At 40.4% G+C, this 17,279-nt stretch carries 11 protein-coding genes and 1 pseudogene; 1 reads left to right on the top strand and 11 read right to left on the bottom strand.

What is annotated here, in order from left to right; all coding sequences use genetic code 11:
• Window positions 1–6: 6 nt before the first annotated feature.
• From serB to D8787_RS06940, 10 genes are all read right to left on the bottom strand, one after another.
• A complete protein-coding gene (gene serB / locus D8787_RS06985) occupies window positions 7–651 on the bottom strand; it encodes a phosphoserine phosphatase SerB (protein ID WP_125422163.1) in 645 nt (214 codons plus the stop codon).
• A gap of 58 nt (window positions 652–709) precedes the next feature.
• On the bottom strand, window positions 710–2,143 hold the full coding sequence (gene glgA / locus D8787_RS06980) for a glycogen synthase GlgA (protein WP_125422160.1): 1,434 nt from the start codon (window positions 2,141–2,143) through the stop codon (window positions 710–712).
• Complete coding sequence (gene glgD / locus D8787_RS06975; RefSeq protein ID WP_125422157.1) at window positions 2,140–3,279, bottom strand: glucose-1-phosphate adenylyltransferase subunit GlgD; 1,140 nt, start codon at window positions 3,277–3,279, stop codon at window positions 2,140–2,142. The genes glgA and glgD overlap by 4 nt, the downstream gene beginning before the upstream one ends.
• The gene (locus tag D8787_RS06970; protein ID WP_000787283.1) at window positions 3,269–4,411 is read right to left on the bottom strand and encodes a glucose-1-phosphate adenylyltransferase; all 1,143 of its coding nucleotides are present in this window, start codon (window positions 4,409–4,411) and stop codon (window positions 3,269–3,271) included. Before D8787_RS06970 ends, glgD begins: the two co-directional genes overlap by 11 nt.
• Window positions 4,401–6,329, bottom strand: a complete 1,929-nt coding sequence (glgB, locus tag D8787_RS06965; protein ID WP_125422154.1) for a 1,4-alpha-glucan branching protein GlgB — start codon at window positions 6,327–6,329, stop codon at window positions 4,401–4,403. Before glgB ends, D8787_RS06970 begins: the two co-directional genes overlap by 11 nt.
• A gap of 317 nt (window positions 6,330–6,646) precedes the next feature.
• Window positions 6,647–8,926, bottom strand: coding sequence for a type I pullulanase (gene pulA, locus D8787_RS06960; RefSeq protein WP_125422151.1), 2,280 nt, complete (start codon window positions 8,924–8,926; stop codon window positions 6,647–6,649).
• 152 nt (window positions 8,927–9,078) lie between these two features.
• Complete coding sequence (ligA, locus tag D8787_RS06955) at window positions 9,079–11,037, bottom strand: NAD-dependent DNA ligase LigA (protein WP_125422148.1); 1,959 nt, start codon at window positions 11,035–11,037, stop codon at window positions 9,079–9,081.
• 91 nt (window positions 11,038–11,128) lie between these two features.
• On the bottom strand, window positions 11,129–12,307 hold the full coding sequence (locus tag D8787_RS06950; RefSeq protein WP_125422144.1) for an MFS transporter: 1,179 nt from the start codon (window positions 12,305–12,307) through the stop codon (window positions 11,129–11,131).
• A 79-nt stretch (window positions 12,308–12,386) separates the two neighbouring features.
• The gene (locus D8787_RS06945) at window positions 12,387–13,250 is read right to left on the bottom strand and encodes an XRE/MutR family transcriptional regulator (RefSeq protein WP_125422141.1); all 864 of its coding nucleotides are present in this window, start codon (window positions 13,248–13,250) and stop codon (window positions 12,387–12,389) included.
• A 2-nt stretch (window positions 13,251–13,252) separates the two neighbouring features.
• The gene (locus tag D8787_RS06940) at window positions 13,253–15,154 is read right to left on the bottom strand and encodes an ATP-binding cassette domain-containing protein (protein ID WP_125422138.1); all 1,902 of its coding nucleotides are present in this window, start codon (window positions 15,152–15,154) and stop codon (window positions 13,253–13,255) included.
• A gap of 153 nt (window positions 15,155–15,307) precedes the next feature.
• On the opposite strand from D8787_RS06940, the gene D8787_RS06935 reads away from it, so the two are divergent.
• A complete protein-coding gene (locus D8787_RS06935) occupies window positions 15,308–17,026 on the top strand; it encodes a phospho-sugar mutase (protein WP_125422135.1) in 1,719 nt (572 codons plus the stop codon).
• Window positions 17,027–17,095: 69 nt separating this feature from the next.
• On the opposite strand, the pseudogene D8787_RS06930 reads toward D8787_RS06935, so the two are convergent.
• Window positions 17,096–17,279: pseudogene (locus tag D8787_RS06930) on the bottom strand (group II intron reverse transcriptase/maturase); the annotation flags it as partial.

The following is a 17,279-nucleotide window of genomic DNA, read 5'->3' as shown; positions in this document are numbered from 1 at the left end:
TTTCCTTCATTCTAAAAAGTCAACCAAAGGAAGAACTTCTAAAAAATCCCTCTTGTCAACATGATGTGGTATTTCTTTTTTCAGCACTTCTTTGGCACAAAAAGCAATTCCCAGTCCTGCTGATTTCAACATTAATAAGTCATTAGCCCCATCACCGATTGCAACTGTTCTTTCTTTAGGGAGTTTGAATTCCTTTCTCCATTTTTCCAGAGTTGCTTGTTTGACTTCAGGGCTTATAATTGCTCCAACTAATTTTCCTGTTAAAAAACCTTCTTTGACTTCAAGTTGGTTGGCAGAAAAATAGGCAATACCAAGGGATTTAGCTAGTGTCTCAACTATTGGTGTAAAGCCACCAGACACCAGACCAACTAGGATGCCATTCTTTTGGAGAATGGAGATAAATTTCTGGGCATTTGGCGTTAAATGAATAGTGTTGAAGACTTTATCAAAAACCGAAACAGGAAGACCTTCCAAGAAGGAAACTCTTTTGCTTAAACTGCTTTCAAAGTCTAACTCTCCTCTCATTGCCTGACTTGTAATCTGTGAAATTTCCTCCTCACAACCTGCTTCTCGACCCAACAAATCAATCACTTCTTCTAGGATTAAGGTTCCATCAACATCCATGACACACAAGCCTTTTACTTGAGACATCAGTTCTCCTCTCTAAACAGCCCAAAAATCGTATGAAGTCATCATACGATTTTATCTATTAATTAACTAAACTATGGTACAAGTCAAGGTATGACTTGCAGGCTGTATCCCATGAGAAATCACACTCCATAGCTTGTTTTTGTAGATTTCTCCAAACATCAGGATGGTTTCTATACAAGTCCAATGCTGTTTGGAAAGTCCAATTTAACCAATAAGGAGATAGATTGTCAAAGCTAAAACCAGTACCGCTTCCTTCGATTGGATTGAAAGCGCGAACGGTATCTCGCAAACCACCAACTTCATGAACCAATGGCAAGGTTCCGTAACGCATAGCCATCATCTGAGACAAGCCACACGGTTCAAAACGACTCGGCATGAGGAAGAGGTCACAAGCAGCGTAGATTTCTTGAGCTAGTTTGACATCAAAAGTGATATTTGCTGATAGCTTGTCTGGGTAGATTTGAGCAAACCATGAGAAAGCTCCTTCAAAGGCTGGATCACCAGTTCCTAAAAGAACAATCTGAACGTCTTCTTGCAAAATATGGTGCAGACTTTCCACCACCACATCAAAACCTTTTTGACGTGTCAAACGAGAAACAATTCCCACCAATGGAACATCAGCTCTAACTGGCAAGCCAACTCTTTCTTGCAATTTCGCCTTGTTTTGGGCTTTTCCAGACAAATCTTCCTGATTAAAATGATAGTCTAATAGGGTATCGGTCTGAGGATTATAAAGGTCAGCATCAATCCCATTCACGATACCAGAAACTTTACCAGACTCCATTCGAAGAATCTGATCCAAGTTACATCCGAACTGACTGGTCATAATTTCATAAGCATAGCTAGGCGAAACGGTTGAAACACGGTCAGCATAAAGAATACCAGCCTTCATCCAGTTCAAACAATTGTTCCAGCGAAGGGTACCATCAGCATAACGTTCAAAGCCAACTCCAAACAAATCCCATAACATTCCTTCTGAGAATTGTCCTTGGAATTCCAAATTATGAATGGTTAAAACAGTTTTAATTCCTTGATAAGCTTGAATCCAACGGTATTTTTCCTTTAACAAGAATGGTATCATGGCTGTATGGTAATCATGAACATGGAGAAGGTCGGGGATAAAGTCAATTCTTTCCATAGCCTCAATGGCAGCCAGTTGGAAAAAGGCAAAGCGTTCTCCGTCGTCAAAATCACCGTAAACATGGCCACGGAAGAAATAATATTGGTTGTCAATAAAGTAGAAGGTCACACCATTTAGCACTGTTTTCTTAATCCCACAGTACTGTCTGCGCCAACCGACGCTCACCTCAAAATGAAGAACATCTTCAATCTGATTTCCAAATTTAGTCTCTACCATATCATAGTAGGGTAAAACAACTGCAACTTCGTGCCCAGCTTTTACTAGTGATTTTGGAAGAGCGCCAATGACATCTCCCAAACCACCTGTTTTTGAAAAGGGTGCACCCTCTGCTGCTACAAATAAAATTTTCATGAATGAATATCCTCTGTTACTTTGCTACCTTTCTTAACAACAACTGGATGTTCTGCAGTTCCTCGAATCACAACACCAGGCTCAACTTCAACACCCTTGTCCAAGATAGCATATTCTACCTGAGCTCCTTCTCCAATGACAACACGAGGGAAGAGCAGGCTATCTTTAACCAAGCTATCCTTGTAAACATGAATATTACGTGATAGAACAGAATTAGCCACTTGACCTTCAATGATACTACCAGAAGCAAACTGAGAAGTACTTACCTTAGATGTATTGGCATAGTAAGTTGGCTCTTCGTTTTTGACCTTTGTATAAATCTTTTGATTTGGTGAGAAGAGAGAGTAGAATTTTTGTGATTCAAGCATATCTTTGTTAGCTTTGTAATAAGACTCTATAGAATGAATATTTGCTAGATAACCTGTGTACTCGTAGGCAAAAGCCCCTTCTTTTGCAGCTAAATCTCGTAAAACATAACGCAATTTCTCTGGATGTTCTTTTTTAGATTCTTCTTCTAGACGTTCAATCAACCAAGGTGTATCAACGACAAAGATATCTGTGGACATATTGAACATTTCAGCTGTTGACTTGCTATCAAAGAGTTTATGAGAACGAACATGGTCTGTTTCATCTACTTCCAAGATTGCGTTGACTTCTGAAATATCTTTCTTAGGAAGTTTCTTATAAACAACTGTAATAGGCCCCTTCGTTGTGTTATGAAGGTGGAACACTTGGTTCAAATCAATATTAATCAAAACATCACAGTTGAGTGATACTGTTTGGTTTGACCCAGAGCGTTTTAAATAGGTGAGCAGCTGTTGGTAATATTCTTTTCCTACTGTGCTACTCTCAACGCGTGTATTATAAATTCCTAGATAATAGTGACTAAGAAGAGTTGACAAGCCCCACTCACGCCCTGAACGGATATGGTCAAAAACAGAACTAATATTATCCTGCTGAAAAATACCAAAAACACTGCGAACACCAGCATTGGCAAGACTTGAGAGTGGGAAGTCAATCAAACGATATTTACCGCCAAATGGCAAACTAGCTACTGGACGATGGTCTGTCAATGTTGACATATCATGAAAACCAACTGTGTTTCCTAAAATGGCAGAATATTTATCAATCTTCATCTGTTGCTACCCCCACTACTTCATTATATCCTACAACTTGTACTTCTTCTGTTCCATCAATTTCGACACCATCAGAAATAACTGCACCTTCACCAATAATGGCACGTTTGATTTTAGCTCCATGTCCAATGATGGCTCCACTCATGATAACTGAATCTACTACTTCTGCTCCTTCGCGAACTTGCGCACCTGTTGAAAGAATAGAGTGTTTAACCGTTCCATCTACAAAACAGCCATCGACAACCAAAGAATCTTCCACATGTGCATTTGCCCCAAGGAAGTTTGGTGGTGAAATCAAGTTTCTTGAATAAATCTTCCATTGACGGTTACGGCTATCCAAGGCATTTTCTGGAGAAATGTACTCCATGTTGGCTTCCCAAAGAGACTCAATAGTACCAACATCTTTCCAGTAACCATTAAATTCGTAAGCATAGACACTTTCACCTGACTCAAGGTAATTTGGAATGACATTTTTACCGAAGTCTGACATATCGACATTGCTCTTTTCAGCAGCTACTAACATATTGCGGAGACGTTGCCAATCAAAGATGTAAATCCCCATAGAGGCTTTGGTAGATTTAGGTTGGGCTGGTTTCTCTTCAAATTCAACAATGCGGTTATTGGCATCGGTGTTCATAATACCAAAACGGCTAGCTTCTTTAAGAGGAACATCAAGAACAGCTACTGTCAGGCTGGCATTATTATCCTTGTGAGACTGGAGCATAGCATCGTAGTCCATCTTATAGATATGGTCACCCGAAAGAATCAAAACATACTCAGGATTGACACTATCGATGTAGTCGATATTTTGATAAATAGCGTGACTAGTCCCTTCGAACCAACGATTTCCTTCACTTGCAGAATAAGGTTGAAGGATAGAGACACCAGAATTAATCCCATCTAGACCCCAACTTGAACCATTTCCAATATGATTGTTGAGAGCAAGTGGTTGATACTGTGTAATAACTCCAACATTGTTGATGCCTGAGTTGGCACAGTTTGAGAGAGCAAAGTCAATGATACGGTAGCGCCCACCAAATTGCACAGCTGGTTTTGCGATGCTTTGAGTAAGTTTACCGAGACGAGTTCCTTGCCCACCAGCAAGAATCAAAGCTAACATTTCATTCTTCATTTTCTACTCCTTTTTGGTTTTTACTTGTGACAGTTTTATCAGATTTCAAGCGACGCTTGATTTTCCATACACTAGCTCCCATAGCCGGTAAGGTAAAGGTCAAGGTCTGCTCATAATCTTTCCATAGTTCTTTTTGCGTTTGAACAGTTTGATTATGTTCTTTCCAGACACCTCCCCACTCTTCTAACTCAGTATTCCATACTTCTTCATAAATACCTGCAACAGGAAGTCCGATTGTAAAATCTTTTCGTTCGACAGGTACCATATTAAAGACACAGACTAACATATCATCCTTCTTACCCTTACGGATGAAGGAAAGAACACTCTGGTCTCGATTATCCGCATCAATGATTTCAATACCATCATAGCTGGTATCAATTTCCCACAGACAGCGGTGGTCTTTGTAAAACTGGTTTAGCTGAGAAGTGAAATACTTCATCTTAGCATTCATTGGATCTTCTAGGTTAGACCATTCCAACTGCTCTTCAGATTTCCATTCTAGAAATTGCCCATATTCACTACCCATGAAGAGCAATTTTTTACCTGGGTGACAAATTTGGTAAGTGTAGAGATTGCGCAAGCCTGCGAATTGATTATAGCGATCTCCCCACATCTTGTGCATCATACTCTTCTTGCCATGAACCACTTCATCGTGCGAGAATGGTAAGAGATAGTTCTCCTTGAAGACATACATAAAGCTAAAAGTCACCAGGTTAAAGTCGTATTTACGATAAATCGGATCTTCTTCGTAGAATCGGAGGATATCATTCATCCAACCCATATTCCATTTATAATCAAAGCCAAGACCATCTGAATCCTTGGTGTCAGTAATCTGTGTTGCAGATGAGCTTTCTTCTGCAATCATCATCACATCTGGATGAGCTTGTTTAATGACATCATTCAAACGCTTTAAGAAATAATATCCCTCGTAGTTGAGATTGCCCCCATCTTTATTAGGTGTCCATGGAGCGTCATCGTAGTCAAGATAGAGCATGTTGCTAACCGCATCCACTCGAATACCGTCCAAATGGTAAAAGTCAATCCAAAACTTAATACTAGAAATCAAGAAAGACTGGACTTCATTCTTTCCAAGGTCAAAATTGAGTGCTCCCCAACCGTAGTTATGAGCCTTATTATGGTCTTGGTATTCAAAAGTAGGCGTCCCATCATAATAGGCCAAGGCATCATCATTGATAGTAAAGTGACCAGGTACCCAGTCTACAATAACGCCTATATTGTTTAAGTGACATTCCTCAACAAAATCTTGAAGCTCTTCAGGGCGACCATAGGCATGCTCTAGAGCAAAGTAACCCATAAGCTGATAGCCCCAACTCAAACCTAGTGGGTGAGACATCAAAGGCATAAACTCAATGTGAGTATAGTTCATCTCAACCAAGTAAGGAATGAGTTCATCTTTCAATTGAGCAAAAGTATAGGGGTTGCCATCAGGATTTCTCTTCCAAGAACCAGCATGGACCTCATAAATATTGACAGGACGCTCTTCAAAGCTCCAGCGTTTTCTACGGGCTAGCCAGAGCCCATCCTTCCATTTTTTCTCTGGAATATCTGTTAAAATCGCTCCAGTACCAGGGCGAGCCTCATATCGAACGGCCATGGGATCAATCTTCATAAGCTGATGACCAGTTGCACGTGTAATATTGTACTTATAAATTTGGCCTTCTTGAGCAAGACTGGTGAAGACTTCCCAGACTCCAAATTCATTCCGTTCCATCGGAATTTGATGTTCAAGCCAATTGGTGAAATCCCCTACCAAGTGAACTGCCTGAGCATTGGGTGCCCAAACTCGGAAAGTATAGCCAGACTCACCAGCTTTTTCTTCCCTATGCGCTCCCAGATAATGCTGGAGGTGAAAATTCTCACCTGTCATAAAAGTTTCTAAAGCTTTTTTCTTATCCATACACCCTCCTATCCTTTGTAAGCGTTTTCTATAGTTTTATTATACTATCTTTTTAGATAAGATTCAAGTAAATTACGATATTTGCTAAAAATTCTTTTGAAAATCTTCAACAAATTCACTGATATATTCACTTGTAAATCAAGAAATTTTCGGAAAATCTTTGAAAACGAATTGTTTTTTAACAATACTATCATAAAGTTCGTTATTTTACTAACAAAAATATAATTTTAAGTAAAAAAAGAAACCAGGAAATGAATTTCCTGATTTTATTGTTTTTAAGAGATAAAGCACTGTAAATGAATTTAAATTGTAAAATTCTACAAAACTTTAAAGACGCTGGCGCTAACACCACCAACCGTGTCTTTATCAGCTAAATGGCTATTGGTCACCAACAGTTCTAGATTTCCAGCATTTTCAAACTGGAAGTCTTGCCCTTTAGCATTAAAGACAACTAATAAGTGTTCTTCCCTGTGAATTTCATAAACAATCCAACCACTATGCTCATTTGCTGAATGAACAAAGACATGATGGTAAATTTCTTCATAAGTAGGGTAAGAAAAGGCACTGGTTTCTGTCTTCAATCGAATCATCTGACGGATAAAGTCAATACTGTCTTGACGCTCATTAAGCAAGTCCCAGTTGACTTGATTCACACTGTCAGGAGCATTATAGCTATTCATGGCACGCTCTCTATCATCATGTGTCAACTCACCATTCTCACCAGTCGCAACCAGTTTGGTACGACCAAATTCTTGACCGATTTCCATAAAGGCCATCCCTTGCATGAGCAGATTCATGGCTGTGGCAGTTTCGACCTTGCGCATGATTTGCTCTGAACTTTGGTCTGGATGAAGAGTTGCCAATAAATCGTGAAGATTGTAATTGTCATGGGCTTCCACATAGTTAAGTACTTGATTTGGATGTGTATAGGTTCCTAATTCACGACTGCCTAGGATTGCTTTGGCTAGAATTGGCTCTGTCGCAGCACCGCTGACAAAACCTGACTTGATAGCACCGTAGACTTCTCCACCTTTGACAGCATCGCGCTGATTGTCATTAAAGAAACCAATATTTGGCATCTGGTAGGCATTGTCTTTCTTGGCCTTATCATAAGGCGCAAGACCTGTTCCCATATCCCATCCTTCTCCATAAAGGATAATGTTAGGGTCAATTTCATCCAAACTCTGACGAATCATCTGCATGGTCTTGACATCATGAATCCCCATCAAATCAAAACGGAAGCCGTCGATATTGTATTCCTGCACCCAGTATAGGAGAGAATCAATCATGTACTTGCGGAACATTTCATGTTCGCTGGCTGTTTCATTTCCTACACCTGTTCCATTCTGGAAGGTACCGTCTGGATTCATACGATAATAGTAATCAGGGACTGTTGTTTGGAAAGGTGCATCAACTACTGAGAAGGTATGATTATAGACCACATCCATAATGACACCAATACCCGCATCATGATAAGCTTGAATCATGGTCTTCAAATCACGAATGACCTGAGCTGGATCATCTGGATTAGTTGAAAGGCTCGTTTCTGGTGCGTTATAGTTTTGTGGATCATAACCCCAGTTGTAAGTTACATTCCCATCCGCATCATATTCTTTGTGACGGTCTGCAATTGGTTGCAACTGAACATAATTATAGCCCAGCTTCTTGATGTAATCAAAAGCAGTTGACTGACCGTACTGGTTAACCGTTCCAGTCTGGGCAGCACCCAAGAAAGTTCCTCGAAGATGTTCATCCACACCTGAGGTCGGTGATTTGGTCAAATCACGAATATGCATTTCACAAATAACTGCCTTACATGGATTTGCCAAGCGCCAAGTAGCCTCTGAACCGTGCTTGACCTCGAAGTTTGCAACTTGCTTTTCTTCATGGCTCAGAATAGCTGAACGTTTGCCATCAGGACTGGTCGCGATGGTATAAGGATCGCGTGTCACTGTTTGGTGATGAGGGAATTGGACCTGATACTGATAAGCCTTACCAGTTAAATCTTCCTCAACATCCAAACTCCAGACACCGATTGTATTGTCTTTATGGTTATAAGAGTAGCTATTGCCTCTCTCCATCTCAAAGGTCTTCCAAACAGGAGCATCGTTAGCAGCTGATTCATAAACGACAACTTGCACTTCTGTAGCTGTAGGAGCCCAGAGAGCAAAATGAGCCTGATTTTCCTCTACACGGCAACCCAATTCTCCTTGGTACCCCCAATGATGGTCGAAACTAGCACTATTGATAGCCTTGTCAAAGGCAAATGGATTTTGATTTTTATAGAAAGGACTTACAATAGCAGGATTTTCAGAATAATAAATTCTGTCATCACCTTCCAAAATCCAGACCTCTGTTAAGAGGGGATAGTGATTAAAACGGATAGCATATTCTTTACTGGTTTGGCCTGTATGAACCACAAAATTCAAGCTTTCTAAGGCATGAGAACTTGGGTGTTCAAAACTAAATAAGGCACCAAAATAATCTTCTTGGTAAGTCAGCAAATCAATCCGCTGATCCTGACTTTTTACAAAAGAGCAAGTATCGTATTCTCCATTCTTGCGATGGTAATGAATGCGCATAGGGTAATTAAACATTTTTTATTTTTCCTTTTTACTTCTTGATTTGTTTCTATTTGACTAATAAATTTTTGGCCGATTTTGTCCCGATTAACAAACTAGTTATACTGTCTAAAGTCTGGTTTTAAACGATCATTACAGACTGTCTAAAGTCTGGTTTTAAACGATCATTACAGACTTTCTAGCCAAGCTTCATCTCGAACTTCGATGCCGAGTTCTTGTGCCTTTTGAAGTTTACTTCCAGCATCTGCACCAGCAACGACAAGGTCGGTCTTTTTAGAAACACTGCCTGTTACTTTAGCTCCCAAGCTTTCGAGTTTACTTTTAGCTTCTGAGCGTTTGAGACGTTCTAATTTTCCAGTCAATACCACTGTCAAACCTGACAAGGCTGCATCTGCTACTACGATCTGTCCTTTATAGTCCAAATTGACCCCAGCTTCTTTCAATTCTCTAAGCAGAATTTCAGAACCTTCTGTTGCAAAATAAGTCTGAAGACTCTTGGCAATCACACCACCCAAACTTTCAATACTAGCCACTTCATCTGGATCTGCCTGAGCCAGATTTTCAATCGAGTGAAAATGTTGAAGTAACAGCTGACTGGCCTTGCTTCCGACATGGCGAATTCCCAAACCAAATAAGAGCTTCTCGGCAGAATTTTCCTTTGATGCTTGGATAGCCTGATACAGTTTAGCAGCGGACTTTTCCTTGACCCCCTCTAAAAGGAGGAAATCTTCTTCTTGCAAACGGTAAATATCTGCCACATCCTTGACTAAATTGGCAGCGAAAAGTTTCTCAACAATAGATGGACCAAGGCCTGTAATATTCATAGCATCACGAGAAGCAAAGTGAATCAAGCCTTCCATGATTTGAGCAGGGCAACGCGGATTAATACAACGGAGAGCCACTTCATCTTCAAAGTGCAACAAGTCAGAATCACAACTTGGGCAGTTTGTAGGGATATCTAGTTTCTCTTCAGAAACCCGTTTGGACTCTATCACACGCAATACGGCAGGGATGATATCTCCAGCCTTATAAACGATAACCGTATCATCTTTTCGGATATCTTTTTCAGCAATATAATCCACATTGTGCAGAGTTGCACGACTAACAGTTGTCCCAGCTAGTTGTACTGGTGTTAGATTGGCAGTCGGGGTTACAACACCCGTACGGCCAACTGTCCAGTCAACGGATAAGAGTTGTGCTTCTTTTTCCTCAGCAGGAAATTTGTAGGCTACTGCCCACTTTGGAGCCTTAACGGTAAAGCCGAGTTCTTCTTGACCTGCCAGGTCGTTGACCTTGATCACCACCCCATCGATATCATAAGGAAGATTGTCCCTTTCTTGTCCTACTTCTTGGATAAAATTCCAGATTTCATCTATGTTTTCAGCCAAAATTCGCTTAGGATTGACCACAAAGCCTAGTTGTTCAAGATGCTTCAAAACCTTTTCTTGACTATCTCGAGTTGAAGGGCTAGCTTCTTGATAGAGAAACGTTGCAAGATTGCGCTTGGCTACTACAGCTGTATCTAACTGCCGAAGGGTTCCTGCTGCTGCATTACGAGGATTAGCAAATTCAGGCTCTCCATTTTCTTGGCGAGCTTGGTTAACCTTGTCAAAAGAAGCGCGTGGCATATAACATTCCCCACGAACTGTGATATCTAGTTCTTCTGGCAAGGTCAAAGGAATATCCTTAACACGTTTAAGATTTTCTGTGATATTTTCACCAATAGAACCATCTCCACGTGTTGCCCCAGCAACTAGAATCCCCTTTTCATAAGTAAGAGAGATTGACAAGCCATCGATTTTCAGCTCACAAATATAGGTTGGATGGATCACTTCCTTACGAACACGCGCATCAAAAGCTTCAAGCTCCTCACGTGAAAAAGCATCCTGCAAACTATAAAGAGGATACTGATGACTGTATTTTTCAAAACCATCTAAAACCTTGCCACCAACACGATGAGTCGGACTGTCTGCTAGCACTTGATCTGGATAGGTAGTTTCTAACTCGACCAACTCACGGTAAAGGCGGTCATACTCACTATCTGAAACCGAGGGATTATCGCTGGTATAGTACTCAGTCGCATAGCAATTGAGCAAGGCGACTAACTCATTCATTCTTTTATTCATAAAACCATTTTACCATAAACTAAGCCCTCCTCACAAACGAGAAGGGTGGAAAAACACTTAGATTGGAATTATTTTTGAAGTCCAAGCAAACTTATGTCTCTTTTTCAAAATAAGTTCGAACATAAATAAACGATATACAAGACAAGATGATAACACCACTTCCAATTATCAGGAAAGAAGAGAGATGTACACTTGGCAGGACTGTCATAAATCCTTTTGCAATAGGCATAAATAGAATAGCTAAGGTAAAAATTGTACTCAGTACTCTCCCAAGAAATTCGCTCTCAACCTTGATTTGTACTTGAGTAAAAAAGTGAATATTAAAAATCGTCATAAACAATTCACAAACTAAATTTCCAGAAAAGGAAAGAAAATTTGGAAGTGGTAATCCCATCATAAAAACTCCGACACCTGTCAAAGCCAGTAAAATCAAAAGATTATAAACATTAGCTTTAATTTTACTAGCTAGAAGAGCCCCAATGATGGAACCAATAGCCCCCATAGTTAAAATACTTGCATAGGCTCCTTCTGACCCATAAAGCTGATTCGAAAAGGGAAGTAGAAATTCAAAAGCTGCAAAAAAGAAATTAACGCTGGAAGCTACCAGCAAAAGGAAGAAAATTTCTTGCTGATGCCAGATATAGTGTAACCCATCCTTGATATCTACAAAAATATCTCTCCCAGTAAAAGCCTTTTTCTCTTGAACTTTTGCTTCCTCTTTTGGAAGGAAAGCCACTAGAACAAAAGCTATGAAAAAAGTCAGCGAGTCTAGCAGTAGCGTCATATGGAGACTTGCAAATTGTAAAACAAGGAAGGAAAGAACAGGAGAGCTAACACCTATAACCTGCAAAACCAGCTCTAAGCGAGAATTATAGATCACAATCTCATCTTTCTCCACCACTTCAGTTATGATAGCTTTATTGGCTGTACGAGAAAAGGCAAAGGCAATCGCCTGAACAATGTTGGCAAAAATCAAAGCCCCAATCATCCAGCTATCATTCCTTATGAAAGAAATAGCCAGACAAAGAATCCCACAAACAAGGTCTGTCGTCATTAAAATCTTACGACGAGAAAATCGGTCTGAAATAACTCCGCCGAAGGGATTGACGAGAATAGATGTGATGAGTTCAGAAATCTGATACATTCCTAAAACTGTCTGTCCGATAGTCCCCATGGAAGCCAACCAGACACTATTTCCATAATCATAGAGCATATTCCCTATTTTGTTAACAGCTCCACGGCTAATCAACTGTACTGCATAGCGATTCATATAAAAACTCCTCTCAAATTTTGAAACTATTGTATCAAAACCGAAAGGAGCTTTTTCATTTTTCCCTTATTTGGGAAAATTAATCTTTGACAAATTTTTCGTAGTGTTCCTGATAGTAGGCTACTTGCTCTGGAAGACCTAGTAGGTCAAAAATACGCATGGCCTCTTTCATCTGCTTACAGCCTTCTTTACACTTTCCTTTTTGGTACAAATCAAAGCCTTTTAGATAATGGAAAATATTACGCTCATACAGCTTGATCCCTTTACCAATAATCTTCTCTGTATAAGTCTCAAAATAGCTTGCATTTTCGAAAGAAAGGTGCTCTAAACAATGCTGGTAACAATTGAGGGCCAAAATCAACACCAATCTCTTATGGCGACCAATCTCTTGGTAAAATTCTTCCCTCTCCATAACTTCTCTACCAATCCGAGTGACATAGTCTACATCGTAGAAACTATAGAGATTCCCGAAAAGAATCAATTCATACATGGTCCATTCTTCTGTTTTGAAGAGATAATCTGCTACCTTATCCAAATCATCCTGCTTCATATCATAAGTCGAATCTCTTTGACAAATCAGACCTTGTAGCAAAATCCAGTTCAGCTCAAAATAAAGGGGTGTCATCGAACTCTTAGCCTTTTCAAGTTGTTCTCTTTGAATCTTTTGAAAACCTGCAATATCATTTGAATAGTAAAGAGGCACAATTTGTCCCATCATGGCAACATGTTCATGATTATGAAAATTCCTTGCCTTATCCATGAAATTTTCGATTGTTACATGAATGTTATCCAAAAGCTCAAAGAAACGTGAGACTGCTAGGTCAGACTCCCCAAGCTCAAAGCGAGATAACTGAGACGTTGAACAGGAGTCCCCTGCCGCCTCCTTTAAAGAATAATTTCCACTTGTCCGAAATTCACGAAATACTTTTCCAAGATGTTCCATCTTTACACCTGCTCTGATAATTCTTCCCACTCAAGCATAGCTTCTTCCTGACGGTGGCTGATTTTGTCCAGCTCCGCCTGCAATTCCATGAGTTTACCTGCATCGTTGGTTTCCAACATTTGTTCAGAAATGGCTTGACTTTGACTTTCTAACTCTTCGATTTCAGCTTCTAGATTTTCGATTTGTCGCATGAGCTTGCGGGCTTCTTTTTGACTTTCTTTCTGGGCCTGATAGTCATTGACTGGACTTGCTTCTTTTGCTTGATTGCTAGTTGAAGCTTCTTCTATCTGAATCGCTTCTACTTCTGCTTTCTTCTCAACATAGTAATCGTAATCTCCAAGGTAGAGAGTTGAACCCTTCTCTGACAATTCCAGTACATGAGTGGCTACACGATTGATAAAGTAACGATCGTGGCTGACGAATAGAAGAGTTCCATCAAAGTCAATCAAGGCATTTTCTAGCACTTCCTTGCTATCAATATCCAAGTGGTTGGTTGGCTCGTCCAGAATCAAGAAGTTGTTGTTCTCCATAGACAATTTAGCCAAAAGCAAACGAGCTTTCTCGCCACCAGACAGCATGCCGACAGATTTTTTAACATCATCTCCTGAGAAAAGGAAGGCACCGAGGCGGCTACGAATTTCAACTTCTGGTGTCAGTTTAAAATCATTCCAGAGTTCATCTAATACAGTATTACTTGGTGTCAGCTTGCTTTGGGTTTGATCATAGTAACCAACCTCAACATTAGCGCCAAAGCGCTTTTCTCCCTTGATAAAAGGAATCTGGTCCACAATAGACTTGATAAAGGTTGACTTGCCGATTCCATTTGGACCAACGATGGCAACAGCATTCATCTTACGAAGGTCTAGGTTAATCGGTTCTGACAGGACTTCCCCATCATAGCCAACAGCCGCATTTTCAACAGTCAATACAACATTACCAGACGTTTTCTCAGACTGGAAGGTCATATTAGCTGATTTCTTACCAGCTTCAGGCTTGTCTAAACGTTCCATTTTTTCAAGTTGCTTGCGACGAGATTGGGCACGTTTGGTCGTTGAAGCACGGACTAGATTGCGATTGACAAAATCTTCCAGAGCAGCGATTTCCTTTTGTTGCTTTTCATAGTTTTTTTCTTCAGTAGCTAGCTTCTGCTCCTTTAATTCCACAAAACGAGAGTAATTACCCACATAACGATCCAAAGAATGCTTGGTCAAATCTAGCGTAATCGTCGCAACCTTGTCCAAGAAATAACGGTCGTGACTGACGATAATGAGGGCACCGCTATAATTTACCAAGTAATTCTCTAGCCAGGCAATGGTTTCGATATCCAAGTGATTGGTTGGCTCGTCTAATACCAAGAGATTGGGCTTTTCAAGAAGCATTTTGGCAAGTGCCAAACGAGTATTTTGACCACCAGAAAGCTCGGCAATTTTCATCTGCCACATAGATTCGTCAAACTTGAATCCATTCAAAATCGCTCGAATATCAGCTTCATAGGTAAAGCCACCTGCCTGACGAAAATTCTCAGATAAGCGGTCGTAATCTGACATCAGTTTATCCAAATCCTCACCAGACTTTTCACCCATCTCCAACTCCATCTGACGAAGTTGTTTCTCCGTCCGACGCAAGTCATCAAAGACATGAAGCATTTCATCATAAATAGTATTTTCAGACTCAAAACGGCTATCTTGGGCTAGGTAAGACAGAGAAATATCTTTTTTCTTATTGATTTCTCCGCTAGTTGGCTCCTCTTCTCCAACCAATATCTTGAGCAAAGTAGACTTTCCTGCACCATTTTTTCCAACAAGAGCAATTCGGTCTCTTTCATCAACTTGCAGGTTGATATTATCAAAAAGAACCTCTCCTGCAAAAGAACGTTCAATTTTATTAGCTTGTAAAATAATCATACAAGTAGTATAGCATGTTTCCCCAAGGCATTCAAGACTTGATAAACAGGCATATGTCACTACTTTTCTGAAAATTATGCTGCCGTTTTACTAAAACGCTAAAAAGTGCTATAATGTGAACGGTTAAAACAATTTACAAAAAGGAGAATTTCAATGTCTTACCAAGAAAATTACCAGAAATGGGTTGATTTTGCGGAGCTTCCTGACTACCTTCGTCAAGATTTGGAAAATATGGACGAAAAAACAAAGGAAGATGCCTTCTATACAAATCTTGAATTTGGTACTGCAGGTATGCGTGGTTTGATTGGTGCTGGTACAAACCGCATCAACATCTACGTTGTTCGTCAAGCTACTGAAGGATTGGCTCGTTTGATTGAGTCAAAAGGTGGAAACGAAAAAAAACGCGGTGTCGCAATTGCCTACGATAGCCGTCACTTCTCACCTGAGTTTGCCTTTGAATCTGCGGCAGTTCTTGCTAAACACGGTATCAAATCTTACGTATTTGAAAGCCTTCGTCCAACTCCAGAACTATCATTTGCAGTTCGTCATCTCAACTGTTTCGCAGGTATCATGGTTACAGCCAGCCACAACCCTGCTCCATTTAACGGTTACAAGGTTTACGGTGAAGACGGTGGACAAATGCCTCCACACGACGCGGACGCTTTGACTACTTATATCCGTGCAATCGAAAACCCATTTGCGGTAGAAGTTGCTGATGTTGAAGCTGAAAAAGCTTCTGGCTTGATTGAAGTTATCGGCGAAGCTGTCGATGTGGAATACCTCAAAGAAGTCAAAGACGTTAACATCAACCCAGCTTTGATTGAAGAATTTGGTAAAGACATGAAGATTGTCTACACACCACTTCATGGTACTGGTGAAATGTTAGCTCGTCGTGCTCTTGCCCAAGCAGGATTTGACTCTGTTCAAGTTGTTGAAGCACAAGCAACTGCTGATCCAGACTTCTCAACTGTAAAATCTCCAAACCCAGAAAGCCAAGCAGCTTTTGCTCTTGCTGAAGAACTTGGTCGTCAAGTTGGTGCAGACGTTCTTGTCGCAACTGACCCTGATGCTGACCGTGTTGGTGTGGAAGTTCTTCAAAAAGATGGTAGCTACCTCAACCTTTCAGGTAACCAAATCGGTGCTATCATGGCTAAATACATCTTGGAAGCCCACAAAAACGCTGGAACTCTTCCTGAAAATGCAGCTCTATGTAAATCTATCGTATCAACTGACTTGGTAACGAAGATTGCTGAAAGCTACGGCGCAACTATGTTCAACGTTTTGACAGGTTTCAAATTTATCGCTGAAAAAATCCAAGAATTCGAAGAAAAACACAATCACACATACATGATGGGATTTGAAGAAAGCTTCGGTTACTTGATTAAACCATTCGTACGTGATAAAGATGCTATCCAAGCTGTTCTTGTCGTTGCTGAACTTGCTGCCTACTACCGTTCACGCGGTTTGACACTTGCTGATGGTATCGAAGAAATCTACAAAGAGTACGGCTACTACGCTGAAAAGACAATCTCTGTAACTCTTTCAGGTGTCGATGGTGCTGAACAAATCAAAGCGATTATGGCTAAATTCCGTAACAATGCTCCAAAAGAATGGAACACAACAGCTATCACTGTCGTAGAAGACTTCAAAGCCCAAACTGCTACTGCTGCTGACGGAACTGTTACAAACTTGACAACTCCTCCAAGTGATGTATTGAAATACACTCTTGCTGATGGTTCATGGATTGCCGTTCGCCCTTCAGGTACAGAACCAAAAATCAAGTTCTACATTGCAGTTGTAGGTGAAACCAACGAAGAATCACAAGCTAAGATTGCTAACATCGAAGCAGAAATCAATGCTTTTGTAAAATAAAGCCATCGAGTAGGGGATAATCTCTAGCCCCTCTCACACCACCGTACGTGCCGTTCGGCATACGGCGGTTCAACTAACTTTTAACGCATGTCGTTCAAGGTAATAATCCAAACACGAAACCAGTCCACGTTTCTCAAGGACTGGTTTTGATATAGCACGTTTAAGTACCGACTTCTGAGCTACTAATTGATAGTGGTCACCCCAGCCAGATACCTTATCTGCTATCCATTTAGGAACTCCTAACTTAAGCAAT

The sequence above is a fragment of the Streptococcus mitis genome (genome assembly GCF_003944325.1).
In the GTDB taxonomy this organism is placed as follows: Bacteria; Bacillota; Bacilli; order Lactobacillales; family Streptococcaceae; genus Streptococcus; species Streptococcus mitis_CW.
Note: the sequence above shows the minus strand (reverse complement) of the source record. Positions and strands in the feature narration are given on the sequence as shown.